The sequence below is a fragment of the Exiguobacterium sp. s121 genome (assembly GCF_018617245.1).
GTDB lineage: Bacteria > Bacillota > Bacilli > Exiguobacteriales > Exiguobacteriaceae > Exiguobacterium > Exiguobacterium profundum.
Genome location: NZ_JACSJV010000001.1, coordinates 289045 through 315449 on the forward strand (window position 1 = coordinate 289045; position 26405 = coordinate 315449).

Below are 26405 nucleotides of genomic sequence, written 5' to 3' on the forward strand. Positions count from 1 at the left end.
TCGAGAAGGAATCCCTATACAGGCAATAGTCCTAGCAGAAACGTATCGAAATCGGGACGGATACAAAACACCTCTCCGCTGATAGAACAGAGAGGTGTCGGTCATTCGGTCACTTTTACTTGTCCCATCATCCCATTTTCTTCATGCTCGAGGATGTGGCAATGATACATAAATGTGCCGGTTTTCGTGAAGGTGATTTCAATCTTTACTCGTTCATCTGGAGCGACGGCTACCGTATCTTTCCACCCTTTTTCCTGATCGGATGGTGGGTTGCCGTCTCGACTAATGACTCGGAACTGGACGCCGTGGATGTGGAAGGGATGTGTCATCCCACCCATCATATCTGGTTTATTTTCAATTTCCCATACCTTGGTGTCTCCGCGTTTCGCTTCGATGTCGATACGCTCCGGATCATAGGTCTTTCCGTTGATTGAAACCATGTTACCCATTCCAAAAAGGGTGAGCCGTCGATCTGCCGTCTTATCTGTCGAGCGCTCCATCGTCTCGGTCACCGGAATCTTAATGGACGCCTTGTCGAGTTCACCGACACGAAACGTAGTGAATGTCACTCCGTCCGCTTTTAAGGCGGCGACATCTTCAACTTGTGAAAAATCTATCAGCACTTCGGCCCGTTCACCTGGTGTCAACGTGATGGTTCTTAAGGGAATCGGGCGCTCTAACGGTCCTCCGTCTGTCGCAATCTGCGTCATCTCGGCCTCGTTAGATAACGTAAAATCAAAATCGCGCGCATTCGAACCGTTGACTAGTCGCACACGTAACGTCTCGGTTTGAACGTCGAACGTCGTGTTGATGGCTCCATTCGCAAGAATTGTATCCCCGGTCGTTCCGTCAACGTTCATATGGGCATCATAATCTAACCCACCGTTAGGAGTGAAGCGTCGATCTTGTACAATGAGCGGGATGTCGTCGACTCCATATTCATTCGGGAGACCATTCGGTGTATCGTTAGTCACATAAAGAAGACCGGCAAGCCCTTTATAAACTTGTTCAGCTGTCGAACCCATCGGATGGGGGTGAAACCACAGCGTACTAGGTTCTTGGTCGATGTCGAGTCGAACTTGTGCCCGTTCACCTGGTGCGACGGTCTGATGAGGTCCCCCGTCCATGTCGGCAGGAATGACGAGTCCGTGCCAGTGGAACGTTGTCGGTTCATCCAATCGATTGATGGTATCGATTACGACTGTTTTTCCTTTCGGTAACTCGATCATTGGTCCGAGTAAGTCTCCATTATAACCGAATGTTTCCGATTTCTTGCCGTCTTTGAAAAATTGTGACGTGCCTTTAGTTGCTTCCACCGTATAGTAGACCGTGTCTTCCGTGACACGATCTGGCTGTAAGGCGGTCGGAATCGGAAGCGGCTGTGTCGGTTCATCCGATGCTTGGAGCTCTTGCCTCGCTCCGTGTCCCATCTGACCCGTTGCCGAATCGTTTCCCATCATATGATTTTGGTCCATATTGTTGTTATGGTTCCATGTCCCGTTGAAGAGGACGACTAGTAAAACGAAGATGCCCCCAATTAAAATCCCCGTCAACAGAAACCACATTCCTTTCGATTTCATTCTATAACACTCCTTCATTGTTCAGTCCTCACTTTGTTGTACCACCTAATTGTGAAAGAAACATGAAAGTCCAAATCTGTTTAATTATATACCATATGGGGGTATACAATTCGTGTAAAGGAGAGGATGAATGATGGAACATGCACACGATCAACATCATGAATATCATAAGGGAAGTCACGAGTCTCATCATGGCGGACACGGACACGAGCATATGATTGATGATTTCAAACGACGTTTCTTCATATCGCTCGGACTGATGATTCCGATTTTATTGTTATCGGACATGATTCAAGAATGGCTGCGGTTTGAACTCGATTTTCCGCTTGAAAAGACAATCTTATTTGTATTGGCGACGATTGTATATGTATACGGCGGATGGCCGTTCTTAAAAGGAAGTGTGGAAGAGCTACGAGAGCGTAGCCCGGGCATGATGATGCTCATTGGCTTGGCGATTAGCGTCGCTTACTTTTATAGCGCAGCTGTCGTCTTTGGATACGGAAGTGGGCATGACTTCTTTTGGGAACTCGCTTCACTGATTGTGATCATGCTACTCGGTCACTGGATTGAGATGCGTTCGGTCATGGGGGCATCAAATGCGTTAGAACAACTCGTACAACTGCTCCCGAACGAGGCGCATCGCATCAATGGGGAAGAAACGGAAGACGTTCCCATCTCTGAACTGAAGGAAGGAGACCGAATCCTCGTCAAACCGGGGGAGCAGGTACCCGTGGACGGGAAAATCATCAAAGGACGAACGACCATCGACGAGTCGATGTTGACCGGCGAATCGGTACCGGTCGAAAAAACAGAAGGTGAAGATGTCATTGCGGGTTCGATCAACCAAGAAGGGAGCTTGACGATTGAAACGATTGGTACGGGAGAAAGAACGTACTTGTCAAAAGTGATTGAATTGGTGAGTGAGGCACAAAAATCGAAGTCACGGGCTCAAAATTTGGCGAATCGGGCGGCAAAATATTTGTTCTATATCGCAATTGCCGCTGGAGTCATCACGTTCACGGTTTGGTTCATGCTCGGATATTCGGTCGGGACGGCGGTTGAACGGATGGTAACGGTCATGGTCATCTCATGTCCCCATGCACTTGGACTGGCGACACCTCTTGTTGTCGCTGTTTCGACAGCATTATCGGCGAAACAAGGTCTTCTCATCCGCAATCGGACTCAATTTGAAGAGGCGCGTCGACTCGATGCCGTCATTTTCGATAAGACCGGTACGCTGACGGAAGGGAATTTCGGAGTCACAGACATACAGGCGAGCTCGTCTTATAAGGAAGAAGACGTGTTGCAACTCGCAGGAGCAGTTGAGCGTGAGTCGCAACATCCTCTCGCGCAAGGGATTTTAAGAGAAGCCGAGAGACGGGAATTGAAACTGGCGGCTGTCGACGACTTCGGTTCGATGACAGGTGTCGGATTGGAAGGAACGGTTGACGGTGCGCGTGTTCAAGTCGTCAGTCCGCGACATATCCGCGATCAACACATTCAAATTGATGAGGAGACGTTTGCACGACTCTCGGAAGAAGGAAAGACCGTCGTCTTTGTTTTGAAAGACGGAGAATGGGTCGGGATGATTGCGATGGCCGATCTGGTGAGGGAAGAAGCGAAGGAGACCGTCGAGGCACTTCATGAAAAAGGCATTCGCTCGATCATGTTGACGGGTGACAACGAGAAGGTCGCGCATTGGGTCGCGGGTCAGCTCGGTATCGATGACGTGTATGCCGAAGTATTACCGGACGACAAGGCAAACCAAGTGAAAGACGTCCAAAAAGATGGCAGCAAAGTAGCGATGGTCGGAGATGGAATCAATGATGCACCTGCCTTAGCACAAGCGGATGTCGGCATCGCAATCGGGAGCGGGACAGACGTTGCCGTCGAAACGGCAGATATTGTCCTCGTCCGCAGTAATCCGAAAGATGTCCTATCGATTTTGGAGCTTTCACAGAACACGTATCGTAAGATGATTCAAAACTTGTGGTGGGCAGCCGGGTATAACATCGTCGCCATCCCGCTTGCTGCAGGCGTGCTGGCTCCGATTGGAATCATCTTGTCCCCAGCCATCGGTGCCGTCTTGATGAGTATAAGCACAGTTATTGTCGCAATCAATGCTCGACTTTTGAAGATTTAACATTTCTTTCACCTTTAGTCAGTATGCTAGATGGGATGCTAATGATGGAGGGATCGAGATGAAACGAACGTTAATGCTATCACTATTCCTGACTCCACTGCTCCTGTCGGCGTGTGGAACAGAAGACGCACCGTCGGACACGAGTCAATCCGAGAATGTGACGACAACTACAAAAGACGAGTGGCAACGTGTGGGATCCGATGAAACGGTCTCCCACATCCACGGAGCTGGATTTTGGCAAGACGACGAACGTCTTGTCATCGCGACGCATGCCGGATTGATGGAATATCGAGAAGATGGTTGGTATACGCTGCCGACAAATCGCCATGACTACATGGGATTTGAAGTCGTCGAGGATGGATTTTATGCGAGCGGTCACCCCGATCGTCGGACAGATTTCAAAAATCCACTTGGGGTCATGCATGGAAAAAATCATGGGGCGGTACTCGAGAGTCGGTCGCTTGAAGGCGAGGCAGATTTCCACTATATGAGTGCCGGTTATGCCACAGGTACACTCTACGTTTATTTGGAGGAAGCGACCTCGGAGCTAGAGCCGGGATTTTATCGTTCCATCGATGGTGGGAAATCATTTGAACCGATGCAGGTACAAGGGATAGAGGAAGCGCAAGTGGCAGGAATCGTCGCCGATGCGACGGATGCGGAGCGCGTCTTCTTGTACGGGCCGTCCGGCATCCTCGTTTCGAATGACTCTGGAGATTCGTTCGAGCCACTTGTTGAAGCAGAACAAGTTGTCACGGTCGGAGCGGATGAGGGGCAGCTGGCATACGTACGACAGACAGATGGTTCTTTCGAAGGGGTTCGTTTCAACTTAGACGATGAGTCGACAGAGACGTTCAATCTTCCAGAGCTTCAAGCGGACGTTGTGCCAATCGAATTGGCAGTCAACGAGGAGCGCATGTTGCTTGTCACATCGGATAACAGCGTATATGAGTTTACAGACGGGGAATGGGAGATGCGCCTCGACAAAGGTGAGCTCAATTGATTAAAAGACGCCTTTCCATTATAGGATAGGCGTCTTTTTGTCGAGTGGAATCGTGACGGTGAAAGAAGTGCCCGATACATCAGACGTGACTGTCAATTCTCCACCGTGACGGTTGACGATTTGGTCAGCGATGGCGAGTCCGAGGCCGCTCCCGCCAGTCTGTCGGGACCGTGATTTTTCCACACGATACAGGCGGTCAAAAATGTGCGGTAAATCTTCTTCGGGAATGCCTTTCCCATTGTCTGTAATGGTCAGGATCAGGTGAGTGTCCGTGACATTTGAACGCAGGGAGACATGTGAGGCCTCACTATGCTCAATCGCATTATGGGCGATTGAGCGGAAGACTTGGAGCATCCGGTGCCGATCCAATGTAAGAGCGATGTCTTGTTGTCCCGCGTTCGACGAAGCATCGAAGCGAATCGTCGTCATCCGGAACATTGTATCGAGCATTCGACGTAAGTCCGCACAAAACGTTGTGACGGTCACTTCTTCTCGATGCAATAAGAACGTGTTCTCATCGAGCTGTGCCAGTTGAAACGCATTTTCGACGAGTTCTGTGAGCGACCGGCTTTCATCTAAGATTGTCTGAATCGATTGCTTGCGTAACGATTCGGGCGTACTTTCTTTCGAAGCGATTTCGGCGTAACCCCTCAAGTACGTGAGAGGGGTCTTGATTTCATGCGATAGGTCGGATAAGAACTGACGACGTTCCCGCCGTAGTCTGGATAGTTCCACTGACATCGATTCGATGGCACGCGCTAATTCACCGATTTCGTCGACACGATTGGTCGGTAACTGTAAATCGTCTGGGTTTGTCAATACATTCTCCGTTGCTTGTTTTAATGATTGGATCGGTTTTGAAATCAATCGACTCAAGAGGATGAACGTCAAGACGGTCGTCACGAGCGCGATCGCTGTGATATATAGGAATCGCCACTGGAGCCGATGGCTAATTCCATGAATGATTTCAGTCGGTAAAAACATATAGACGTATCCATACCGTCTGTCGGTATCATCTGTGATTGGCGTACGAACGATCAAATACGGTTCGTTTTCCCAGTCGTTCTCTAGGACAGTCGTGTCGTCGAAGGAGCCAGTTTGTTTTTTCGAATCGACTGTATCGGCAAGGACTTGGGGAAAGAAGCGTGAAGTCTGAAGAAGATGATGCGTGGGATCAGTGATGGCGACTTTCGTATCGGTCTCACTTTCCATAGTCGCTACATGATCAATCGTCTCTTCGGAAAAATTCATTGCTAATACGCTCGCATGGCTCTCGGCCCGAGATTCAAGGCGATTGATTTCTTCTACAACACGTTCACCGAGAAGCGTGTGATAGAGGAGAAGAAACAACACACCTTCAATCAATAGGGTGGATAGAAGAAAGACGAGGCTGATGCGAAACGGTAGACTGTTACGACCTCGCTTCATCCGGAACGCTCCTCGGTCCATCGATAGCCACGTCCCCATACCGTCTTTAAATAATCATCAATCGGGAATCCTGCATCGCCTAACTTTTCTCGAATCATACGAATATGCGCATCAACGGTGCGTGGGTCGGATTCTGCAGAATAGGGCCAGACAAGGTCAAACAAATCTAGTCGGTTGAAGAGGCGATTCGGGTGCTGAAGGAACAATTTTAAGATGGCCGTCGCTTTTGGTGTGAGGACAATCTCTTGTTCTTCATACAAAACGCGTCCGCTCTCCTCATCGTAACGTAGTGGTCCGTATTGGATGTTGACGACACGGGTCCGGCGCAAGACGGCACGAATACGAGCGAGGAGCACGTTCCCATCGAACGGTTTGGTGACGTAATCATCCGCTCCAGCATCTAATCCTTGGATGGTCGTCTCATTGTCTGAACGTGCCGTCAACAAGACGACAGGTAATGCCGGATCCATCGTCTTTAACTGACGACAAAGTGAGATCCCATCTACTTCTGGCATCATAATATCTAAAAGGACGAGATCCGGTCGCTCTTCGATTTTGTCGAGTGCGGAACGGGCATCGCTCGCCTCGATGCAAAAGTAGCCGTCACTTTCAAGAAACAAACGAATCAAATGTCTCATTTTTTCTTCATCGTCTACGATGAGAATCTTCATCTTGCATTCCTCCTTCCTCTTATTATTATCGTTCCGTGTGCTTTGCGTGATTTCCTTCCATGGCGAAAAGAGTCTGTAGTTGTTCACGTGCGCGTTCGACGTCTCGACAGTAAATGACGGGTACTCTCGCGTCAATCGGTCGATCCGTGACGATGGCTACTGCACCATTTCGGATGGCGGCCCTCACTAAATCGACGCCACGTTCATTGATTGGGCGCTTGCATATATATAAAAACATTTTATTTATTTTTTCTGGTGTCGTTCCGATTCCGCGAATTGTCATTTCTTCCGGGTGATCGAGATAGGACCAAGATAAAACAGAATCAAGTGTTGCCAGTACGTCACGCAATGTCCGCTCTTGCATCATCGTTCTCCTTCCTTGCATGAACTCAATTTCACTAGTGTACCCGATGTTTGTGAAAAAGAAGTGAAAAGCGTTAAGAGTACGATTAGACGGAGAAATAGGCGGGTTTGAGTATAGAACAAGTAGGAAAAAGAGTTTTTATACGCACAATAAGAAAGGATGAATAAGATGAAACAGTACGGTAAATTTGGAATCATGATTGCGGTCTCGACATTCATTATGTATTGGCTCATGTATTTGAACGTGTTTCAGTTCAATCATATCTTCTTTAGTCAGACGAGGTTGTACATGGCACTCATCATGGGATCGGTCATGGCGTTCGTCATGCTTCTCTTCATGTGGGGGATGTATAAGAACAAAACAGTTAACTTTATCATCCTAGGGGTCAGTGCTCTCGTCTTCAGTGCCTCGCTTTGGCTCGTACGTAGCCAGACGACCGTCGATGATGTCAGTTGGATGAAAGCGATGATCCCTCACCACTCGATTGCCATTTTGACAAGTGAACGCGCTGAAATTGAAGACCCACGCGTGAAAGAATTGTCTGAAGAAATCATCAAGGCACAGCGCCGTGAAATTGAAGAGATGAAGCGATTGATTGAAGATTTAGAGGATGAAGAGGAGAACGCCGAGGAAAATCGTGAGTAACAGACATGCACAGTCGAAAACGGCTGTGCATTTTTTGTATGTTGAAAAGGAAAAATAAAGAAAGTAAGTTATAATTTGTTTTCCTTTATTTGAAATATAAATGACATATTTGTCGGTTCGTTTTGGTGGTAAAATTTTTTCAGTTAGATAATATAAAAAATAAAAATTTAAATACATAATTGAAAGGATTTACCACATCATGAAACGAAAGATGCTCTCTCTCTTCTGTGCCGTTCTTCTCACAGTCGGAATCTTCACTCCGACAGGTACCCCGGCTGAAGCTGCTACCACGTATTATGTCAAAGTCATGACTAACAGTTTAAACGTCCGTTCGGGCCCGGGCACGACGTATGCAATCGTCGGCAGTGCGAAATTGGGACAATCCTTCAAATATCTCGGCGTGAGCGGGGGATGGACAAAAATCAATTTCAACGGGACATCCCGCTACGTATCCAGTACATATGTGAAGAAGTACAGTGTCTCCACGCTTTCAACCACATCGACTGCGAAAATGATCATCCCGACAAAAGGGACGTTGACACAAAAGTATGGTCCGGCGAGCGGGCAGTACGGTTATACGTTCCATAACGGTATCGACTTGGCTGCTCCAAGAGGAACACCGGTCGTGTCAGCCGCTTATGGAAAAGTCATCGTTTCTCGGAACTATGGGGCTTACGGTAACCACATCATGATGAGCCATCAGTTGAATGGACAAACATATATTACTGTATACGCACACCTTGATCGCCTCAATGTCGTTACAGGACAAACGTTAGCAAAAGGAGCAACGATTGGAACGGTCGGGAATACCGGTAACTCGTTCGGGAATCATCTCCACTTCGAAGTGCATCGGAACAGCTATGTGTATAGCAGTTCATCTCCTGCTAACAGTATCAATCCGTATACAATGTTTTGACATAAAAGCACGCGCTCTCAAACAATGGGAGCGCGTGCTTTTTGGTTAATGCCATGTCGTTTGTTTGTTTCGCTCGATTTGGTTGGCGGCAATGAGGCTGACACCAACGACGACACCGAACACCAATCCGAACAGGTTGTTGAAGAGTAACATGAGGATGATCCCGAAGACGAGACCGATACTCATGAGGCCAATCCGATCAAACATATTGAATCCCCTTTTCTGTAGTTGTGCACCTCAATGATTAACCGATTTTCAAAGAAAGAACACCGACGAAATGGACTGATTGATTCATTATACGTGTTTGGAAGAACCAGGTTTCGTTTTGTAGAAACTATAGAGGACGCTAATCAAGATGACGAGAACGATGGTTCCAAGAGACATCCAAATCGGCATCTTGTACACATCACCGAAAATCATCTTCGCCCCTATGAAGACGAGCATGAAGCTGAGACCGTGTTTCAAATAGTAGAAGCGGTCGATCAAGTTGGCGAGGACGAAGTAGAGACTACGAAGTCCGAGAATCGCCATGATGTTCGCATAGAAGATGATATACGGGTCACGTGAATACGCGAAACTCGCGGCGACCGAATCGACTGCGAAGACGATATCCGACAATTCGATGAAGATGAGCGCGATGAAGAGTGGCGTGAAGAACAACTTCCCATTGATGCGCTTCGTGAACTTCCCGGATGAGATGTCCTGTGTGATGGGGAGGCGTCGCTCGAGCCAACGAATCGTCTTGTTTTCTTCAAGTGACTCGTCTTTCCCGATATTCTTATACATCATCCATCCTGTATAAACGAGAAACGCTCCGAACACGTAGTAGACCCAACCGAAGTTTTCTAAAAGGGATACGCCAGCGACGATGAAGACAGCGCGGAAGAAAATCGCTCCGAGAATCCCCCAGAATAGTACCTTATGTTGATACTTGAGTGGGATGGCGAAATAGGCAAAAACAAGTGAGAAGACGAAGACATTATCAATCGCGAGTGCCTTTTCGATAAAGTAGACGCTCGCATATTCCGTTGCGGCTGTACTTCCTTGCGTGAAGAACAACCATCCTCCGAATGCGATGGCAATCCCAATCCAGACAAACGTCCATGTCCATGCTTCGCGGAGCGAGACTTCGTGCGCTTTACGGTGGAACACCCCGAGGTCAAGTGCGAGCATGAAGATGACGATGAGTAAGAACCCGATGAGTAGGGTCAACAACAATTCCTCCTTTTAAGGTCATATGAACTTCTATATATTTAATTTAAGTTCATAAGAACTCAAAGTCAAGCGTAAAAATCAAAAACCACTCGAAAAGGAGTGGTCAATGTGTAGAGCGTCTTCTTAACACTATGCGAGCCGTCCAACCGACAACAGCGATTATTGTGAATCCTAAAAACATATACATCACATGTGAATACATTTCGATATACCCTAACCAAACTTGCCAATTCTCGCCGACTACAACACCAATAAAAATGAGTACCGTATTCCAAATGAGCGTCCCGCATGTCGTCAACACGATAAATTGAAGGAACGGCATATTCGACATACCGGCTGGAATCGAAATCAAACTGCGTACGACGGGAACGAACCGACCGAAGAATACTAATTTTGGACCGAATCGATCAAACCAGCGATCAGCCATTCGAACATCTTCTATTTTCAGATAAATTCTTTTGCCGTAACGGGTGATGAATGACTCGAGACGTTCTCGGTCCAGTAAAAGTCCAATCCCATAAAGGACAACGGCACCGAGGAGTGCTCCGACTGTTGCCACAACAATCATCCAAATAGGATTGAGTGTGGTTGTAGTTGTGAAAAAACCGCCAAAAATTAAGATTAATTCGGATGGGATTGGGGGGAACACATTCTCAACAAAAATAAGAAACATGACTCCGAAATAACCAAACTGTTCAATGATTTGTTGAATCCATTGCTCCATACCGTGATCGTCTCCTACCTAATTCATATTCTCCATCAACAATAAGTCGAATGACGACGATTTGGACATCCATCCTAAGATGTAAAGTGTTTTCAAACGATTTTTTTTGATGTCACGAAAGAGTAATTTCAAGGTCAAACTCACTTGAAAGTGATTATTCTTACATATATCGCAGAAGTGACCACAAATATACGGAGTGACTTCGATGCGTGATTTTCTGAACTGCAAATTAAGTATGAAGAAACTAGGAATAAAAAAACTTATAAATAATCATATTCATTTCACAAAAATCATTCGGATAAATCTGACAATTTAAGTTAAAAAATTTTTTATGAAAAGTTATTTACAGTCATTTTGAATCGGAGTAACATCCATCTCATCAACTTCATACGTATTGTTGAAATCTTTTCGCCGAGTTCCGGAGACGGAAGCGGGGGACCCACTGTCCAATCTGGACTGGGGTGAATCCTCAAGTGAGGTAGGGCCAACCTAGGCAAGCCCGAATCCGACAGCTAACCTCGTAGGCGTTATTAGGGGGATCCGACTCATGCAGTGATATGCCACTGGAGCCGTTTCTTGCTCCTGTGGTTTTTTGTATATTTTTTAATGTTAAATAAAGTAAAAAAATGAAAAAAGAGGTTATTATATGGTTGATTTATTCGCAATTGCTTTACTCATTGGTTTAGTGGCGTCTATGAATGTGATGATTCGTTCGATTGATCGGATGCACTGGAATGAACAGGGGTGACGACATGTATATCGTGCTTTTAGCGATTGGAATTGGGTATCTCTCTTACTTAACCGTTGCATTACTAAAACCAGAAAAATTTTAAAGACAGAGGAGAATGACGAACGATGTGGGTTACATTCATCATCACGTTGAGTTTGCTCATCACAATCACGATGACAGCCAGTGCCATGTTAGGTGGCTATATTGGACGGCGGTTTGTACCGATTCAAGAACGACCAAACTATGTAGGGAAAGCGCTCGAGACGAGGATCACACGTCGCCTTCGAATAAATGAGCGTGAAAAGCAAACATGGTTTGGCTATGCAAAAGATTTTTTGACACTCAATTTACTATTTTTATTGATTGGTTATGTGTTGCTTCGCTTTCAAGGAGTGTTGCCCTTCAATCCGAATGGGGCCGTCAACTTAGACTGGCATCTAGCATTCCATACGGTCATCAGTTTTATGACCAATACAGACCAACAGCACTATTCAGGTGAGGCGCTCTCTCACTTATCACAGATGTTCGTCTTATCGACACTCATGTTCGTGGCGCCAACGATGGCATTGACGATGGCGCTGGCTTTCATTCGAGCGATTCTTGGAAAGCAGATTGGTCAGTTCTATTTCGACTTTGTACGCGTCATCGTGTACGTGCTCTTACCAATCAGCTTATTTTTCGGTATGTGGTTGATTGCGTTTGGTGTCCCACAAACCCTTAGTCCGAATGCTGTCGTCACAACGCTCGAAGGGGCGAGCCAAACGATTCAACGAGGACCGATCGCATCATTTGAGGTCATCAAACAGCTCGGGAATAACGGTGGGGGCTACTATGCGGTAAATGGTGCGCATCCATTTGAAAACCCAAGCAAGTGGACGAATTACATCCATCTTTTCTTGATGCTCTTATTACCGATGTCATTGCCGTTCATCTACGGGTCGATGGCGAAGAAACGAAAACAAGGATTCCTTTACTTTGGTGTCATGCTTTTCTTGTTCGTCATTGGAACAGTGGCCATGTACGCCACTTTGTACTCGAACCCCTCTTTACATGGACAAGAGATGCGCTTCGGGGCAATTGGTACAGCGCTTTACGGCGCGGTGACGACAGCTGCTGAGACTGGCGCAGTCAATGCGATGCACGACTCGCTTCCATCTCTTAGCGGCATCATCTTGATGGGAAACATGATGTTGAACGTTGTCTTTGGTGGGGTCGGTGCCGGTTTCATGAACTTGATGATGTATGTGATCATCACCATTTTTGTTGCGGCCCTCTTGATTGGACAGACGCCGACCGTGCTTGGCAAGAAAATCGAAGGACGCGAGATGAAACTTGTCGCGTTAACGCTTCTTGTCTCGCCACTTCTTATTTTAGGATTTACGGCTTTGGCGCTCGTCGTACAGCCAGGACAAGAGGCCATCACGAACGCTGGACCTCATGGGATTTCACAAATCTTGTATGAGTATACATCCGCTGTCGCCAACAACGGATCCGGATTCGAAGGTTTATTGGATGCGACTCCGTTTTGGAATATCACGGCAGGCTTTGCGATGTTCTTCGGTCGATATATTCCGCTTTTATTAATGGTGGCGATGGCAGGTAGTCTTCAAATGAAACCACGTGTCACGGACGATGGGGCACTTCGGACCGACACGCCGCTATTTACATCACTTCTGTTCGGTGTGATTGTCATTGTCGGTGCCTTGACCTTTTTACCAGTGTTGTTGCTTGGACCATTCGCCGAATGGCTCATGATACGTTGAACATAGGAGAGAATAGAAGATGAATGAACTAGAAAAACAGACACGCCGCTTTGACACGAGCTTGATTGTTCCTGCCATGTGGGACGGAGTCAAAAAACTAGATCCACGGACGATGGTGAAACAACCGGTCATGTTCCTCGTATGGGGCGGATTCTTATTATCGCTCGTTTATACGATGCTGTCGGACGAGATGCGAGGATTTCACTTGGCAGTGACGCTCATTTTGCTCGTCACGTTATGGTTCGCCAATTTTGCCGAAGCGATTGCAGAAGGACGAGGGAAGGCGCAGGCAGCTACCCTTCGAGCATCTAAAAATGATGTGATGGCACGTCGAATTGTGAAAGATGGGATTGAGGAAGTCGCTTCGTCGCTCCTTCGAAAAGGAGATATCGTCGAAGTGCGCGCCGGAGACTACCTGCCGGGAGACGGCGAAATTATCGCCGGGCTTGCTTCGATTGATGAATCTGCGATTACAGGAGAATCGGCGCCAGTGATTAAAGAGTCTGGCGGAGACTTCTCTTCCGTCATCGGGGGAACGCTTGTCGTCAGTGACCGGATTGAGGTCGAGATTACAAGCAACCCAGGTGAATCGTTCCTTGACCAGATGATTACCCTTGTCGAGGGCTCGAAACGTCAAAAAACACCGAATGAGATTGCCTTGTCCCTGCTTCTTGTTTCGCTCAGTATGATTTTCTTACTCGTCGTTTTGACACTCCCTGCGTTTACGAACTATCTCGGCTTCCAATTGTCACCACCCATTTTAATTGCACTTCTCGTTTGTCTCATTCCGACAACGATTGGTGGACTCTTATCCGCCATCGGGATTGCCGGGATGGACCGGGTCACGCGATTCAATGTCATTGCGATGAGCGGGAAAGCCGTTGAGGCGGCTGGAGACATTCGAACCATCATTTTAGATAAGACGGGGACCATCACGTTCGGAAACCGGATGGCATTTGAAGTTCTTCCAGTAGAAGGAATCACAGCTTCGCAAGCGCTTGGAGTCGCCGTCTTGACGTCTTTGGAAGACGAGACACCAGAGGGGCGCTCTGTATTGACGCTTGCAAAAGAACGCTGGGGAGAATTAGATGAGTCACCGAAACAAGATGCGGTGATCATTCCATTCAAAGCAGAAACACGTATGTCGGGACTCGACTTGGCAGACGGTCGACGTGTCCGAAAAGGTGCGGCGTCCGCCGTCATTAACTGGGTGAGTGCTCAAGGTGGGATGATTCCGAGCGACTTACAGGATCAAGTCGATGCGATTTCGAAAGAAGGCGGCACTCCGCTCGTCATCTCAGAAGATGCACGGATTGTCGGCGTGATTCACTTGAAAGATACGGTGAAACCGGGTATGCGTGAACGCTTCGATCGCTTGCGTCAGATGGGAATCAAGACCATCATGTGCACGGGAGATAATCCGTTGACGGCCGCGACGATTGCACGCGAAGCTGGTGTCGATGAATTCGTAGCGGAATGTAAACCAGAAGATAAGATTCGTGTCATCAAAGCAGAACAAAAAGCAGGTCATCTTGTCGCAATGACGGGGGACGGTACGAATGATGCCCCGGCGCTCGCACAGGCAGACGTCGGTCTCGCCATGAACTCGGGGACACAGGCCGCGAAAGAAGCGGCGAATATGATTGATTTAGATTCGGATCCGACCAAAATCATTGAAGTGGTCGAAATCGGTAAGCAGTTACTGATGACACGCGGGGCTTTGACGACGTTCTCGATTGCGAACGATGTGGCCAAATACTTCGCCATCTTGCCGGCTATGTTCGTTGCATTTATCCCAGAGATGGATTGGTTGAACGTGATGCGTCTCGGCTCACCTGAGTCAGCCATCTTGGCCGCACTTTTGTTCAATGCCTTGATCATCCCACTTCTCATTCCAGTTGCGATGAAAGGGGTTCGTTACGACCCGGTCGGTCCCGAGAAGTTGTTACGTCGAAATTTACTCGTTTATGGTGTCGGTGGTGTGATTGTCCCGTTTTTGGGAATCAAAGCGCTCGACATCGTCTTAAACTTATTCATGTGAGGTGGACCGAATGTCTTCTATAAAACAAGCAGGTATCGTCGTCAGTTTGACGATGATCTTATGCGGTGTGGCTTATCCACTCGCTTTAACAGTAGCAGGTCAGGCACTATTTCCGAGTCAAGCTGAAGGTAGTTTGATCGAACGCGATGGTGAACAGATTGGATCAAAGTGGATCGCACAACCTTTCGTTTCGGAAGGTTACTTCCACGGCCGACCAACAGCAGTCGATCAACTCACTGGTCAATCGGGCGGCGATAACATGGCAGAAAGTAATCCGGACCGTCCGAAACACGATCCCGAACTTGCGGGAGCGATTGAGACATCCGGATCTGGACTTGATCCGCATATCTCGATAGAACATGCGATGTTACAAGTCGATCGTATCAGCGACGCACGTTCGATGGCGACGGCTGAAGTCGAAGGCGTCATTCAAGACACGGCTGACGGTGAATCGTACGTCAATGTCTTGATGATGAATCTTGCACTAGATGAGTTGAACTGATGCGAGGCAAACTTCGACTTTATATCGGAGCCGCACCGGGTGTAGGCAAAACGTATAAAATGTTGGCAGATGCACGGGCTCGTCAGCAAGAAGGGGTCTCGGTCATGATTGGATTGATTGAGACACATGGACGAAACGAAACAGAGGCGATGATTGGCGATTTGCCAATCGTCCCTCTTCTTTCGCTATTTTATAAAGGACACGAACTGAAAGAGTTAGACGTCGAGACCATCTTATCGTTTCATCCTGATATCGTCCTCGTTGATGAGTTGGCTCATACGAATGCCCCAGGCTCAGTACGGGCAAAGCGATACCAGGACGTGCAGGTGTTGTTAGAGAACGGAATCAATGTATATGCGGCCGTTAATATTCAGCATTTTGAGAGTCTACTGTTGACCGTGAAAGGCATCACAGGCGTAGAGGTAAGAGAACGGATTCCAGATCTGTTCCTCAATCAGGCTGATGAAATTCTGCTCGTCGATGTGACACCGCAGACGTTACAAGAGCGGATGAGACAAGGGAAGATTTATCGACCGGACAAAATTGAACAAAGTCTGTCGTCATTTTTTACGCTGACCAATCTATCGAGTCTGCGTGAGATTGCGCTTCGACAAGTAGCGGATGAAGTCGATGATCAAGTCTATCGAACCCGAAAAAATGTGGTGTCTGATCCGACGCTCCTCCAAGAGCGGATCATGGTCTGTATTCAGCTCAATGACAATGCGAGACATTTGATCTATCGAGGATTTCGCATGGCGAGTCGACTCAAAGCGAAACTTTATATCTTGTCTGTCCTCCATGGTGAGGAGAGAAAATTGACACCTGAGCAGACTGCCATTCTAAAAGAAGTTCGAGAGCAAGGTGCATCATTCCAGGCAGAAGTGATTGTCTTGAATGTACCGAGGAAAGAACTAACGAAGAGTTTAACGACTACGGCACGAGAAAAACGCATTACCCAATTGATTCTTGGACAATCAGCAAGGACACGCTGGCAAGAAGTCATGCGCGGGTCGATTGTGAATGTCATCATGCGGGAATTGAAGCAGGTGGACATCCATATCGTCTCGGATCAAACGTGACAGGTGTGACGGGTCGTATGAACGGGAAGAGTGAATCATGCGAACAAAGGAGGGGTTTTATGAAATATTTAGTCACAGGAGCAACGGGGAAACTCGGCTCGAAAATTGTAGAGGAACTACTCAAGTCGATTGATGCGAGTGAGCTCGCTGTAAGTGTACGGAATCCGGAGAAGGCGGCGTCTCTTAAAGAGCGTGGCGTTGATGTGCGACATGGTGATTTTGATCAGCCAGACACACTCGATGAAGCGTTCAAAGGTGTCGAGCGTCTTTTGATCATCTCGGCAGATGGCGATAACGATACGCGGATTCGTCAACATACGAACGCGGTTGAGGCGGCGAAACGGGCAGGTGTTTCATTCATTGCCTACACGAGTCTAGCCGATGCGACAGACAGTGAGAACTTGATGGCACCTCCACATGTCGTCACAGAGGAAGCGATTGTCGAGTCCGGTATTCCGCATGCGTTCTTACGGAACAACTGGTACTTAGAGAACGAGTTATCAAGCATTCAAGCGGTAATTGACGGGGCGCCATGGATCACGGCGGCTCGGGACGGTAAAGTCGGTTGGGCTCTACAACAAGATTATGCGGAAGCCGCATCGAATGTTCTGTTAAAAGAACAACAGGACAATGCGGTCTATGAACTATCAGGACCACTTCATACCCAGCAAGATCTTGTAGACGCGCTCAGTGAAGTGTTAGGTCGTGAAGTGATGATGCAGGAGTTGAGTCTCGAGGCATACGAAGAGACGATGCGCGGGGCTGGATTGCCAGAGGAAGTCGTTGCGATTCTTGCGGGGATTCAGCGAAGCATTCGTCAAGGAACGCTCGAAATTCATGAGAGTGACTTCGAACCGGTTCTCGGACGCCCGGTCACACCTCTTCAAGAAGGAATTCGTCAATTGCTCGACCGATAAGTAAAATGCCCTCGACCACTTGGTCGAGGGCATTTGTGTTAGGCGCGAGTGGCGTGATCCTCGAGTTGAGTCGTCACGTCTTCAAGCGAATTCGCGGTTAGAGCGAGTCGGTCCGACATCGAGCTGAGTTCTTTTTGAATAGCGACTTGCTCTTCCGTTGCTGCGGCAACATGGTGAATCTGTTGTTGAAGTTCATTCGCCGCATATTTCGTCGATTCAAGTCGTGTTTCGAGTGCTTCCATCTGTGTCGTGACCCGCTGGCGTGTCTCTTGAATCGAAGCAATTTGTTCGTCGATTTCTGATACATCTTCTGTAAGACGGCCAAAGACAGCCGTCACATCGTTCGTGACCGTTTGACAGTTTTCGGTCGCTTGTTTGAAAAGATGCGCTGATTTGGATACGACGGTCGTATCTTCCATCAATCCACTGAGGACTCGGGTCATCTCGGATGCATATTCACGCGATTGGACAGCGAGTTTCCCGACTTCGGAGGCGACAACGGCGAATCCTCGTCCAGCCTCACCGGCACGAGCCGCTTCAATAGATGCATTCAAGGCGAGCATGTTCGTCTGTTCACTGATCGAACCGACTTGTTGCAAGATTCCTTGGATTTCATTTGAACGATTCGACATCGTCGCAACAATCCGGTCGAGTTGTTCCGATTCGGTAATGATTTCTTGTACTTTTGTTTCCATTAGTCGCATGTCTTTGTTCCCAGCAAGGGCATCTTTAGCGATGCGCGAGGATGCTGCGGCCGTTTGGGCCATTCGTTCTTGAATGAGCGCTGTCAAAGACCGAATCGAGTGAATTTCATCTGCCCCTTGCACCATGGAGGCTTGTTGGGATGAAGCATGAGCGACAATCGGGTCGACCGTGACAGCGATTTGCTCACCAGATTCAAGAGACTGGTTAGCGGCAGATTCAAGCTCTTCGGCGTGACTGTTTAACGATTGAACGAGGGCGCTGACATCATGAATCGCTTGTTGTAACAACTGTCGTGTTTCTTGCTCCTGTGCCTCGGCATGTTGCGTCTCGTTATTACGGAAGTGGATTTGGGCGACAAGCACAACACTCAGAAGAATCAAGTACACGGCATGGACGAGTAGTAAACTGAACGGATAGTCGCTCGTTCCACAAATCATCTCAGGGATTAAAAAGTATCCGACTAGATGTTGCACAGCAAAGATTCCGGCACTATACAAAATCAAGTCGATGCGACGCATGAACGACAAAATCGCCAAGACGACAAAAATGGAGAAGTGATATTCAACAAGTCCTTGTCCTCCAGCAACGGTCGAGATGCTTGCGAAGGTGAGTGTCAGCATCATCCAATAAGGAAATGCTACGGATTCTCGCTTAACTGTGACGATCATCATTCCAAAGAAGACGATTGGAAGGGCGAACAAGACCCATGTTACTCCGGAGTACACGTAACCGTCCGCACCGTTTCGCAGAACCGTATACGCATAGGCAAAGTCCGTGAAACGATGTAGCAAATGGACAACAACCGACGTCATCACAATCAATAACGTCGTCAACAACATCAACTGATTTCTTTTGATCAAACTCATCATTCTTTCCTCACATTCTCGTGTTCATTTGTTGTAGCTCTATACATATCGGATGAATAGTATAGAAGTTTATATGAATTACATGTTCAAGGCACAAAAAAAGAGCATAAAGCTCTCCCTCATAAAATTTCAATTCAATCCAAGCCATTTTTTAACCGGTTCTCGGAAGATGTACGTCACGACAATCAAGCCGACGAAGACGAGCGCGGCAATGAAAATCGTGGTGACACTGCCTGAGGCGAGGCTCGCCCCGAGGAAGCTGTAGGCGAACGTACCTGGGATCATGCCGAGTACGGTCGCCGGTACGAAGGCGCGGAAACGAACACGTGAGATTCCACCGGCATAACTAAGTAAGTCAAAACTGACGAGCGGGATGAGCCGGAGGACAAATACATATAAAAAGCCACGACGCTCCATTTGTGTGAACAGTTTCTCTGACCATGGATAGCGGTCGACGTTGATGACCGAGCGCCCGAAAAAACGCCCCATCACATAACCGGTCGTCGCAGCGGCAGTTGCACCAATAATGATATAGAGGACACCTGGCCATACGCCGAACGCGAGTCCGGCTCCGAGTGAAAGGACGGATGTCGGTAAAAATGCGACCGGACCGATGGCATAAAGAAAAATAAAGAAGAGTGGACCCCAAAATCCAAACGACAAGACGATGTCCCGGATGTCAGACGGACGCAACTCATAGTGAAAATGGGTGATATAGAACAAAGATCCAAACACGAGAAGAAAGAGTGTGAGTTTTAGTGGTCGTGGCAAGTTGTCCGCTCCTTTCGTAACCGAATGTATCTGATGTTAGTATACTGCATCTTCATGCAACATAAATGCGAGCCGGCTTACAAAAGGTGTAACGAGCTGGAGCAAGGAGTCAGCTATCCGAATCGAAACTTAGGTCAATACGTTTTAAGTATTTCTTCATTATTCACAAATTCGACACGATAAATATATTGGGAGGGAAGGTTATGAAAAATTTAAGCATGTCAAAGAAGTTTACCGTATTGATTTCATTATTTGTTGTGACACTCGTCATAATTTCAATGTTAAGCCATGTGTTGATCGGAAGAATGGCTGATGCTGGAGAAAAGATATACGAAGAGAGATTGATTCCGATTCGTGCTATTGGACAGTTGAGAACCGATAATCGTGCAATCGACAGTCACTTGTTAGAACTAATGTTGACGACCGAAAGTGCTCGAAATGAAGAGTTACAAAAAAATATTGAAGAGCGTCGGGAGAGTATGGTTACCGATCTCGAAGTATTTAATGATTCGATTTCGACAGAAGATCCTGAATTAATGAGTCGAATCGAAAAGTTGAATGAGGAGACGAACGCATATTTGGAAAGCATAGACGTCGTATTGCAACCTGCATTGCGAAATGAAAATGAATCTGCTTACCGACAATATGGAACAGAACTACGACCAATTCGACTTGCGCTTGTTGAGACAGCGAAAGAAGTTATGGATCAGTTGAATGTGGATGCGGAAACGGCCAGTGATACGATGCGGTCTGATCGAGAGCGTGCTGTGTTTATCTTTTGGGGTCTTGTCATTTTGGGAGCTGCGCTTTCAATTGGATTAGGCGTCTACATCACGCGCCTTGTGGTTGGTCCGGTGAAAGAATTGAACGTATTGATGAGTCGTGCCGGTGAAGGGGATTTGACAGTCAATAGCACATACACATCACGCGATGAAATCGGGGCGCTCGCACAGTCATTCAATCAGATGAAAGAAAGTTTACGAGAGTTGATTGGTGGAGTGACTTCGACTGCTGGGCGTGTGGCGACTTCATCGGACGATTTGAAAAATAACGTAGAAGAAACGACAAAAGCGACAGAGATGGTAGCTGTGACGATGGAAGAAATCGCTTCGGGTTCACTCCATCAGTTGAAACGGGTCAAGTCTTCAAATGGTACCCTTTCAGAATTGACGAATGGCATTCACCAAGTCTCTGATCGTGCTCGACAGATGACTGTATTATCGGAAGGGGCATTGGACAAAGTACAATCAGGGAATGAGCTAATCGAAACGCTTGAACATCAGCTTGAAGCGATGAATGAAAAAGTGAAGACGTTGCAACAAGTCATTGAGCAGCTTAATACTCGTTCTCAAGAGATTGGTACAATCAGTGGGACCATTTCAGGAATTGCAGAGCAAACGAACTTACTTGCATTAAATGCAGCAATCGAGGCAGCGCGCGCAGGAGATCAGGGACGTGGGTTTGCAGTCGTTGCTGCAGAAGTACGAAAACTTGCGGAAGAATCAGCCGATGCGACCAAACAAATTTCCTCTCTAATTCATCATACACAGACAGAAACAAAGCATGCCGTAGAGACGATGCATATCGTAGAAGGTGATATGGGACAGAGTGTGACGAACGTGCGGCAGACAGGTGTTGCGTTTGATGAAATTAAAGTGGCCATTGAAGAAGTCGGGCAACAAATAGAAGAAGTGTCCAGTGCTGTACAAGAAATGGCGGCGGGAGCGACAGAAGTGTTGAACTCTGTGAATGAGATTCAAGGAATTACTGAATCGACTGCCACAGAAACAGAGAACACATCAGCAGCTACTGAAGAACAGATGGCATCAATGGAAGAAATTACGGCAGCCGCTCAAGAATTATCGAATATGGCGGATGAGATGCGAGAGATGACGAATCGATTTACTGTGTAAATGAAAAGAGTCCGAAAATTAGTCGGACTCTTTTTTATTATTTCGTTGTCCTTCGTAGTGCTGAATCCATTCCTCGACAGTCATCTTCTCGACGAGTTCTCCGACCAAGTCAAACGGGATTCGCTTCACGTTATTGAAACGGATACAGCTTTTCCCCATATCAAGTTTCGTCGGGACACGACTCGCATACTCCCGTTCGAACCAAGCGAGTAATTCAGGGTCGGCGTAAATGCCCATGTGATACAGTCCGACATGGCGCTTTTGCGCGATTACACTGATAAACGGTAGTGGCGTCCCCGGTGTGACATGATACCCGGACGGATATCGATCGAGTGGAACGACGTAATGGACACCATGTCCGTCCGTCGTTTTTTCAAATCCGCCAGGTAAATGATCATCGATGACCTCGAGCAGATGAATAAATGAATCGAGCCGTGCCTCGTCGACGAGTGCCGTCACATCCATCATGATTCGCCTCCTCGTAAGATCTTCTCCATTTTCTTTCCTTTTGCCAACTCATCGATGAGTTTGTCCAAATAACGGATCTCACGCATGAGTGGTTCTTCAACGTTCTCGACACGAACCCCACAGACGACACCTTTGATGAGGGCGCGGTCTTCATTCAGACGAGGTGCTGAAGCGAAAAACGTATCAAAATCGACTTGATTGGCTATCTGACGTTCGAGTCCGGTCTCATCGTAACCGGTCAACCATTCGATGATGGTGTCGACTTCTTCCTTCGTCCGTCCTTTGCGTTCGGCTTTGGCGACGTAGAGTGGATAAACGCTCGCGAAACTCGTGGTATAGATTCGGTGACCCATCTTTCATTCATCTCCTTCTTAGCGAAAATTCTTACTTCCATTCTCTCACAAATTACGATACGCTTATATAAAGTATTTTGTTGCATTTGCAACAAAAAAGCAGAGGTGTCTCATGATGCATGACCATTTACGAGAGATCGGGATGATTGCGCGTGCCCTCGATTCAATCAGCAACATTGAATTCAAGGCACTCGGTTTAGAAAAAGGGAAGTACTTGTACATCGTTAGGATTTTTGAACACCCAGGTATCATTCAAGAACGGCTAGCAGAGTTGATTAAGGTAGACAGGACGACCGCCGCACGTGCCATCAAGAAACTGGAGCAAGAAGGATGGATTGAGAGGCGACCAGATCTTGATAATCAGAAAATCAGACGTTTATACGTGACGGAGAAAGGAGAGGTATTGTACCCGCTCATCATTCGCGAACACGAATATTCTACATCGGTCGCATTATCAGGATTCGACGAGAAAGAAAGTGAGGAGTTGTTACGCCTTTTGAAAAAAGTACGACGTAATGTTGAAACAGATTGGACCGAAGTGAAGAAAGGCAAGTATCGAGAATACTGAGAGGAGCGAGAACATGATTGAAATCTCAAAAGTGACAGACGTAGAAGCCTTACGTCACATTAGCATCCAGACATTTACGGAGACGTTCGCACGTCACAACACAGAAGAACATTTGAACGCTTACTTAGAAAAAGCGTATGCGCCTGAGCAGTTGCAGCATGAGTTGGCACATCCCGATTCTTATTTTTATTTTGCACATGTAAAAGGTGAGTTGGCAGGCTATTTGAAAGTGAACGTACGCGATGCTCAATCTGAACCGATGGGCGAAGATGCGATTGAAATCGAACGAATCTACGTATTAGAAGCGTTTCAAGGTCAAGGGGTGGGGAAAGCGTTATTTACTCAAGCAACCGAATTGACGAAGGAACTACACAAACGAAAGATGTGGCTCGGCGTATGGGAACACAATGAAAGAGCGATTCAATTTTATCGACGAAACGGGTTCGGACAAACGGGTGTCCACACATTCTTTATGGGAGAGGATGCACAAAACGACCTCATTTTCATGAGGCCGTTCACGGACTAAAGCCATTCTGACAAGTTGTTCAAGTTCGGATAGATGGCATCTGGTTCTATATCAAATGCTTCAAATGGTAAGTCATTCCGATTGATCCAGACCGCATGGAAGCCAAAGTTTTTCGCCCCGGCGATGTCCCATCCGTTCGACGATAAGAAGAGCACCTCGTCACGACGAAGACCAGACGTTTTGAACCAATTCATGTAGGCGGCAGGCGTCGGTTTAGGTTGTTTGATGCCGTCGACGCTGACAACCTCATCAAAATAATCGGTGAGACCGGCGTTGTGAAGCAATGCCTTAAGCATCTCGTCCGTCCCGTTTGAGAGAATGACGGTCTTCACGTCATGCATCTCTTTTAGGACCGATTCGATCTCCTTATACGGGGTGAGGTGCGCATACGATGCAGTCAGACGTTGTTCGATTTCCTTTGTGAATGGTGCGTCATGCACGGCTAATGCGTAACGGAGTGCGTCCCGGGTCACTGTATCGAAATCTTCATAGCGTCCCATCATGTGCCGCCAAAAGAAATACTCAAGTTGTTTCGTCCGCCACACTTGGCTGATGGCTGCTCCCTTTTCAGGGAACTCTTGTTCACAGGCATCCTTCACCGAATGGACGTCGAATAAGGTGCCGTATACGTCAAAGACGATGGCTTTAATCGTTGGTTTCATAAATAACATCCCTCCTTCTGTGTCGTTATACCCGTCTTGTTCAGAATATAATAGGAGAAAGGGGGTTCGACATGTATATTCCAAAACAATATTCCGTCACAGAACGAGCAGAGATTTATACATTTCTTCATGCCAATCCGTTCGGCACGATTGTGACGCATGACGGGGATAAGCCGATTGCGACGCACGTCCCGTTACGATTCGATGAGGCGAACGGTCAACTGACGACCCATGTCGCAAAAGCGAATCCGCAGTGGCGAACAATTGAAGATCAAACCGTTCTTGTCATCTTTCAAGGACCAAGTGCTTACGTGTCAGCGTCATGGTATGGCCATGAGGACGTCTCGACATGGAACTATCAAGCCATACACGTGTATGGACGTGCGACGATTCTCAATGAAAACGAGTTGGTTGAGGAACTAGCCGGATTACTTCACGAGCATGAAGGCGAACGTGAGCATGCGGTGCGTTGGGATGCATTATCCGAACCGGTGAAGCGACAAATGAACGGCGTCGTCGGGTTTCGGATCGACATCACCGATATGCAGGCGACGTTCAAGTTAAGCCAAAACCGAAACGACGTGGACCATGAACGGATCGTATCGGAGCTTGAAAAACAAGATGAACCGATCGCGGACGTCATGCGACAACATCGAAAGTCCTGATAAACCTGTCCTAAAACGACAGGTTTTTTCATTTTTCTATATCGAATAGCAGTTGACACGAAGGAATAGCAAGTCTATACTCATAACTGATAATGATTATCAGTATCGAGAAAATAGAGAAGTTGAAAAAGGAGAAGAAACACGTGAACAAGACAATGAAGAAGTGGTTACATATGTTTATTTTTGCTTCAGCGTTTGCACTCATCTTAGCCGGCTGTGGTTCGGAAGAAGCTGAGAACGCTTCCACGAACGAAGGGACGGAAGAGTCAGCAGAAGGATATCCAATCACAATCGAGCATGCGTTCGGTGAGACTGTCATCGAAGAAAAACCAGAGCGTGTCGCAACGATTTCGTGGGGAAACCATGACGTCGCACTTGCACTCGATGTCGTACCGGTCGGATTCTCAGCTGCGAACTACGGTGTCCAAGATGATAGCGGGATGCTCCCATGGACAGCAGAGAAGTTGACAGCGCTTGGCGAAGAGAACCCGAACATCTATCAAGACACGGACGGATTAGACTTTGAAGCAATCGCAGATTCAAATCCAGATGTCATCTTGGCCGCCTACTCAGGCATCACGCAAGAAGACTATGACACGCTTAGCCAAATCGCACCGGTCGTGGCATATCAAGAAACACCTTGGGTCACGTCATGGCAAGACATGGTTCGTTATGACTCACTCGCAATGGGACTTGGTGAAGAAGGCGAACAGTTAATCAAAGACACGGAGCAGTTGATTACTGACAAAGCGACAGCCGTTCCTGAGATTGCTGGAAAGAAAGCCGCTTTCGTCTCGATGAGCGCAGAAGATCTTTCAAAATTCTATATCTATACAACAGGTGATCCTCGTGGTGCCTTCATCGAAGAACTCGGCATGGAGTACCCACAAAACATTGTCGACGAAGCTGAAAAAGCAAATAGCTTCTATCTCGAGCTCAGCAAAGAGAACGCCGACATTTTGAACGACGTCGACATCTTCGTCACATACGGAAATGAAGACACGTTGAAGGCGCTTCAAGCAGACCCGCTCTACAGTAAAGTACCAGCCATCGAACGCGGATCGGTCGTATTGATTGAAGACAATACGCCACTCGCAGCGGCTGGGACACCGACGCCACTCTCGATTGAATATACGATTGATGAGTACGTTTCACGCGTATCGGATGCCCTTGCGAAAGTAAAATGA

27 protein-coding genes and 1 riboswitch are annotated in these 26405 nt (G+C 47.3%); of the genes, 15 read left to right on the top strand and 12 right to left on the bottom strand.

Annotated elements, in window-relative coordinates; genetic code table 11:
* Positions 1 to 101: 101 nt before the first annotated feature.
* Positions 102 to 1580 carry a multicopper oxidase family protein gene (locus KOG47_RS01625; protein ID WP_251125265.1) on the bottom strand — a complete coding sequence of 493 codons (1479 nt, stop codon included), beginning with the start codon at positions 1578 to 1580 and terminating at the stop codon, positions 102 to 104.
* Between the two features lie 130 nt (positions 1581 to 1710).
* Between KOG47_RS01625 and KOG47_RS01630 the strand changes: the two genes are divergently transcribed.
* Positions 1711 to 3723 carry a heavy metal translocating P-type ATPase gene (locus KOG47_RS01630; RefSeq protein ID WP_215243634.1) on the top strand — a complete coding sequence of 671 codons (2013 nt, stop codon included), beginning with the start codon at positions 1711 to 1713 and terminating at the stop codon, positions 3721 to 3723.
* A gap of 58 nt (positions 3724 to 3781) precedes the next feature.
* A complete protein-coding gene (locus tag KOG47_RS01635) occupies positions 3782 to 4726 on the top strand; it encodes a F510_1955 family glycosylhydrolase (RefSeq protein WP_214690446.1) in 945 nt (314 codons plus the stop codon).
* An 18-nt stretch (positions 4727 to 4744) separates the two neighbouring features.
* Here the strand turns inward: KOG47_RS01635 and KOG47_RS01640 are convergent, their stop codons facing one another.
* Genes KOG47_RS01640 through KOG47_RS01650 form a run of 3 tightly spaced genes read right to left on the bottom strand, consistent with a single transcriptional unit; the run spans position 4745 to position 7189 of the window.
* Positions 4745 to 6154 (bottom strand): sensor histidine kinase, encoded by a 1410-nt coding sequence (locus KOG47_RS01640; RefSeq protein WP_215243635.1) that lies wholly within the window; start codon positions 6152 to 6154, stop codon positions 4745 to 4747.
* The gene (locus KOG47_RS01645; RefSeq protein WP_012727305.1) at positions 6151 to 6825 is read right to left on the bottom strand and encodes a response regulator transcription factor; all 675 of its coding nucleotides are present in this window, start codon (positions 6823 to 6825) and stop codon (positions 6151 to 6153) included. Before KOG47_RS01645 ends, KOG47_RS01640 begins: the two co-directional genes overlap by 4 nt.
* Before the next feature lie 25 nt (positions 6826 to 6850).
* Positions 6851 to 7189, bottom strand: a complete 339-nt coding sequence (locus KOG47_RS01650) for a UDP-N-acetylmuramoylalanyl-D-glutamate--2, 6-diaminopimelate ligase (protein ID WP_012727304.1) — start codon at positions 7187 to 7189, stop codon at positions 6851 to 6853.
* Positions 7190 to 7357: 168 nt separating this feature from the next.
* On the opposite strand from KOG47_RS01650, the gene KOG47_RS01655 reads away from it, so the two are divergent.
* Positions 7358 to 7834 (top strand): DUF305 domain-containing protein, encoded by a 477-nt coding sequence (locus KOG47_RS01655; protein WP_074035791.1) that lies wholly within the window; start codon positions 7358 to 7360, stop codon positions 7832 to 7834.
* Between the two features lie 199 nt (positions 7835 to 8033).
* Positions 8034 to 8750 carry a peptidoglycan DD-metalloendopeptidase family protein gene (locus tag KOG47_RS01660; protein ID WP_215243636.1) on the top strand — a complete coding sequence of 239 codons (717 nt, stop codon included), beginning with the start codon at positions 8034 to 8036 and terminating at the stop codon, positions 8748 to 8750.
* 45 nt (positions 8751 to 8795) lie between these two features.
* On the opposite strand, the gene KOG47_RS01665 is transcribed toward KOG47_RS01660, so the two are convergent.
* The 3 genes from KOG47_RS01665 to KOG47_RS01675 form a co-directional block, all read right to left on the bottom strand.
* The gene (locus KOG47_RS01665) at positions 8796 to 8957 is read right to left on the bottom strand and encodes a hypothetical protein (RefSeq protein WP_214690450.1); all 162 of its coding nucleotides are present in this window, start codon (positions 8955 to 8957) and stop codon (positions 8796 to 8798) included.
* 87 nt (positions 8958 to 9044) lie between these two features.
* Positions 9045 to 9962, bottom strand: coding sequence for a TerC family protein (locus KOG47_RS01670; protein ID WP_159562943.1), 918 nt, complete (start codon positions 9960 to 9962; stop codon positions 9045 to 9047).
* Positions 9963 to 10068: 106 nt separating this feature from the next.
* Positions 10069 to 10689, bottom strand: a complete 621-nt coding sequence (locus KOG47_RS01675; RefSeq protein WP_214690451.1) for a DedA family protein — start codon at positions 10687 to 10689, stop codon at positions 10069 to 10071.
* 399 nt (positions 10690 to 11088) lie between these two features.
* Positions 11089 to 11231, top strand: a riboswitch (cyclic di-AMP (ydaO/yuaA leader).
* A 210-nt stretch (positions 11232 to 11441) separates the two neighbouring features.
* Between KOG47_RS01675 and KOG47_RS14870 the strand changes: the two genes are divergently transcribed.
* From KOG47_RS14870 to KOG47_RS01705, 6 genes are read left to right on the top strand one after another with little or no spacing between them, the layout of a single operon-like run.
* The gene (locus KOG47_RS14870) at positions 11442 to 11522 is read left to right on the top strand and encodes a potassium-transporting ATPase subunit F (RefSeq protein ID WP_353047469.1); all 81 of its coding nucleotides are present in this window, start codon (positions 11442 to 11444) and stop codon (positions 11520 to 11522) included.
* Between the two features lie 22 nt (positions 11523 to 11544).
* Positions 11545 to 13182, top strand: coding sequence for a potassium-transporting ATPase subunit KdpA (gene kdpA / locus KOG47_RS01685; RefSeq protein ID WP_196431243.1), 1638 nt, complete (start codon positions 11545 to 11547; stop codon positions 13180 to 13182).
* 19 nt (positions 13183 to 13201) lie between these two features.
* On the top strand, positions 13202 to 15223 hold the full coding sequence (gene kdpB / locus KOG47_RS01690; RefSeq protein WP_159562939.1) for a potassium-transporting ATPase subunit KdpB: 2022 nt from the start codon (positions 13202 to 13204) through the stop codon (positions 15221 to 15223).
* A 10-nt stretch (positions 15224 to 15233) separates the two neighbouring features.
* Entirely contained in the window at positions 15234 to 15725 is a 492-nt protein-coding gene (locus KOG47_RS01695; protein WP_214690453.1) for a potassium-transporting ATPase subunit C, read from the top strand.
* Complete coding sequence (locus tag KOG47_RS01700; protein WP_196431241.1) at positions 15725 to 16804, top strand: universal stress protein; 1080 nt, start codon at positions 15725 to 15727, stop codon at positions 16802 to 16804. The genes KOG47_RS01695 and KOG47_RS01700 overlap by 1 nt, the downstream gene beginning before the upstream one ends.
* A 59-nt stretch (positions 16805 to 16863) precedes the next feature.
* Complete coding sequence (locus tag KOG47_RS01705; RefSeq protein ID WP_196431240.1) at positions 16864 to 17721, top strand: SDR family oxidoreductase; 858 nt, start codon at positions 16864 to 16866, stop codon at positions 17719 to 17721.
* Positions 17722 to 17759: 38 nt separating this feature from the next.
* Here the strand turns inward: KOG47_RS01705 and KOG47_RS01710 are convergent, their stop codons facing one another.
* Together KOG47_RS01710 and KOG47_RS01715 are read right to left on the bottom strand one after the other, a co-directional pair.
* Positions 17760 to 19292 (bottom strand): methyl-accepting chemotaxis protein, encoded by a 1533-nt coding sequence (locus KOG47_RS01710; protein WP_215243637.1) that lies wholly within the window; start codon positions 19290 to 19292, stop codon positions 17760 to 17762.
* Positions 19293 to 19421: 129 nt separating this feature from the next.
* Positions 19422 to 20063, bottom strand: coding sequence for a TVP38/TMEM64 family protein (locus KOG47_RS01715; RefSeq protein WP_012727289.1), 642 nt, complete (start codon positions 20061 to 20063; stop codon positions 19422 to 19424).
* A gap of 203 nt (positions 20064 to 20266) precedes the next feature.
* Here KOG47_RS01715 and KOG47_RS01720 point away from each other — a divergent pair, with 203 nt between their 5' ends.
* Positions 20267 to 21976: a methyl-accepting chemotaxis protein gene (locus KOG47_RS01720; protein WP_215243638.1), complete on the top strand. Its 1710-nt coding sequence runs from the start codon at positions 20267 to 20269 to the stop codon at positions 21974 to 21976.
* Positions 21977 to 21994: 18 nt separating this feature from the next.
* On the opposite strand, the gene KOG47_RS01725 is transcribed toward KOG47_RS01720, so the two are convergent.
* Together KOG47_RS01725 and KOG47_RS01730 are read right to left on the bottom strand one after the other, a co-directional pair.
* Complete coding sequence (locus KOG47_RS01725) at positions 21995 to 22444, bottom strand: DUF1801 domain-containing protein (protein ID WP_159562934.1); 450 nt, start codon at positions 22442 to 22444, stop codon at positions 21995 to 21997.
* Positions 22441 to 22797 (bottom strand): DUF2200 domain-containing protein, encoded by a 357-nt coding sequence (locus KOG47_RS01730; RefSeq protein ID WP_012727286.1) that lies wholly within the window; start codon positions 22795 to 22797, stop codon positions 22441 to 22443. The genes KOG47_RS01725 and KOG47_RS01730 overlap by 4 nt, the downstream gene beginning before the upstream one ends.
* Positions 22798 to 22912: 115 nt before the next feature.
* Between KOG47_RS01730 and KOG47_RS01735 the strand changes: the two genes are divergently transcribed.
* Together KOG47_RS01735 and KOG47_RS01740 are read left to right on the top strand one after the other, a co-directional pair.
* Positions 22913 to 23365, top strand: a complete 453-nt coding sequence (locus KOG47_RS01735) for a MarR family winged helix-turn-helix transcriptional regulator (RefSeq protein ID WP_159562933.1) — start codon at positions 22913 to 22915, stop codon at positions 23363 to 23365.
* Positions 23366 to 23378: 13 nt separating this feature from the next.
* The gene (locus KOG47_RS01740) at positions 23379 to 23891 is read left to right on the top strand and encodes a GNAT family N-acetyltransferase (RefSeq protein WP_074035808.1); all 513 of its coding nucleotides are present in this window, start codon (positions 23379 to 23381) and stop codon (positions 23889 to 23891) included.
* On the opposite strand, the gene KOG47_RS01745 is transcribed toward KOG47_RS01740, so the two are convergent.
* Entirely contained in the window at positions 23888 to 24553 is a 666-nt protein-coding gene (locus KOG47_RS01745) for a haloacid dehalogenase type II (RefSeq protein ID WP_074035810.1), read from the bottom strand. The genes KOG47_RS01740 and KOG47_RS01745 overlap by 4 nt on opposite strands.
* 71 nt (positions 24554 to 24624) lie before the next feature.
* On the opposite strand from KOG47_RS01745, the gene KOG47_RS01750 reads away from it, so the two are divergent.
* Both KOG47_RS01750 and KOG47_RS01755 read left to right on the top strand, forming a co-directional pair.
* On the top strand, positions 24625 to 25218 hold the full coding sequence (locus KOG47_RS01750) for an FMN-binding negative transcriptional regulator (RefSeq protein WP_214690455.1): 594 nt from the start codon (positions 24625 to 24627) through the stop codon (positions 25216 to 25218).
* A 155-nt stretch (positions 25219 to 25373) separates the two neighbouring features.
* Positions 25374 to 26405, top strand: a complete 1032-nt coding sequence (locus KOG47_RS01755; RefSeq protein ID WP_168169901.1) for an iron-siderophore ABC transporter substrate-binding protein — start codon at positions 25374 to 25376, stop codon at positions 26403 to 26405.

Bases quoted from the DNA above. Each gene is read 5' to 3' on its own strand.
- KOG47_RS01695 (WP_214690453.1), top strand. From the start codon at position 15,234: ATGTCTTCTATAAAACAAGCAGGTATCGTCGTCAGTTTGACGATGATC.
- KOG47_RS01740 (WP_074035808.1), top strand. From the start codon at position 23,379: ATGATTGAAATCTCAAAAGTGACAGACGTAGAAGCCTTACGTCACATT.
- KOG47_RS01700 (WP_196431241.1), top strand. From the start codon at position 15,725: ATGCGAGGCAAACTTCGACTTTATATCGGAGCCGCACCGGGTGTAGGC.
- KOG47_RS01625 (WP_251125265.1), bottom strand. From the start codon at position 1,580: ATGAAATCGAAAGGAATGTGGTTTCTGTTGACGGGGATTTTAATTGGG.
- KOG47_RS01735 (WP_159562933.1), top strand. From the start codon at position 22,913: ATGCATGACCATTTACGAGAGATCGGGATGATTGCGCGTGCCCTCGAT.
- KOG47_RS01650 (WP_012727304.1), bottom strand. From the start codon at position 7,189: ATGCAAGAGCGGACATTGCGTGACGTACTGGCAACACTTGATTCTGTT.
- KOG47_RS01745 (WP_074035810.1), bottom strand. From the start codon at position 24,553: ATGAAACCAACGATTAAAGCCATCGTCTTTGACGTATACGGCACCTTA.
- KOG47_RS01640 (WP_215243635.1), bottom strand. From the start codon at position 6,154: ATGAAGCGAGGTCGTAACAGTCTACCGTTTCGCATCAGCCTCGTCTTT.
- KOG47_RS01705 (WP_196431240.1), top strand. From the start codon at position 16,864: ATGAAATATTTAGTCACAGGAGCAACGGGGAAACTCGGCTCGAAAATT.
- KOG47_RS14870 (WP_353047469.1), top strand. From the start codon at position 11,442: ATGTATATCGTGCTTTTAGCGATTGGAATTGGGTATCTCTCTTACTTA.
- KOG47_RS01635 (WP_214690446.1), top strand. From the start codon at position 3,782: ATGAAACGAACGTTAATGCTATCACTATTCCTGACTCCACTGCTCCTG.
- KOG47_RS01630 (WP_215243634.1), top strand. From the start codon at position 1,711: ATGATGGAACATGCACACGATCAACATCATGAATATCATAAGGGAAGT.
- KOG47_RS01655 (WP_074035791.1), top strand. From the start codon at position 7,358: ATGAAACAGTACGGTAAATTTGGAATCATGATTGCGGTCTCGACATTC.
- KOG47_RS01720 (WP_215243638.1), top strand. From the start codon at position 20,267: ATGAAAAATTTAAGCATGTCAAAGAAGTTTACCGTATTGATTTCATTA.
- KOG47_RS01675 (WP_214690451.1), bottom strand. From the start codon at position 10,689: ATGGAGCAATGGATTCAACAAATCATTGAACAGTTTGGTTATTTCGGA.
- KOG47_RS01730 (WP_012727286.1), bottom strand. From the start codon at position 22,797: ATGGGTCACCGAATCTATACCACGAGTTTCGCGAGCGTTTATCCACTC.
- KOG47_RS01750 (WP_214690455.1), top strand. From the start codon at position 24,625: ATGTATATTCCAAAACAATATTCCGTCACAGAACGAGCAGAGATTTAT.
- KOG47_RS01660 (WP_215243636.1), top strand. From the start codon at position 8,034: ATGAAACGAAAGATGCTCTCTCTCTTCTGTGCCGTTCTTCTCACAGTC.
- KOG47_RS01710 (WP_215243637.1), bottom strand. From the start codon at position 19,292: ATGAGTTTGATCAAAAGAAATCAGTTGATGTTGTTGACGACGTTATTG.
- kdpA (WP_196431243.1), top strand. From the start codon at position 11,545: ATGTGGGTTACATTCATCATCACGTTGAGTTTGCTCATCACAATCACG.
- kdpB (WP_159562939.1), top strand. From the start codon at position 13,202: ATGAATGAACTAGAAAAACAGACACGCCGCTTTGACACGAGCTTGATT.
- KOG47_RS01755 (WP_168169901.1), top strand. From the start codon at position 25,374: ATGAAGAAGTGGTTACATATGTTTATTTTTGCTTCAGCGTTTGCACTC.
- KOG47_RS01645 (WP_012727305.1), bottom strand. From the start codon at position 6,825: ATGAAGATTCTCATCGTAGACGATGAAGAAAAAATGAGACATTTGATT.
- KOG47_RS01665 (WP_214690450.1), bottom strand. From the start codon at position 8,957: ATGTTTGATCGGATTGGCCTCATGAGTATCGGTCTCGTCTTCGGGATC.
- KOG47_RS01725 (WP_159562934.1), bottom strand. From the start codon at position 22,444: ATGATGGATGTGACGGCACTCGTCGACGAGGCACGGCTCGATTCATTT.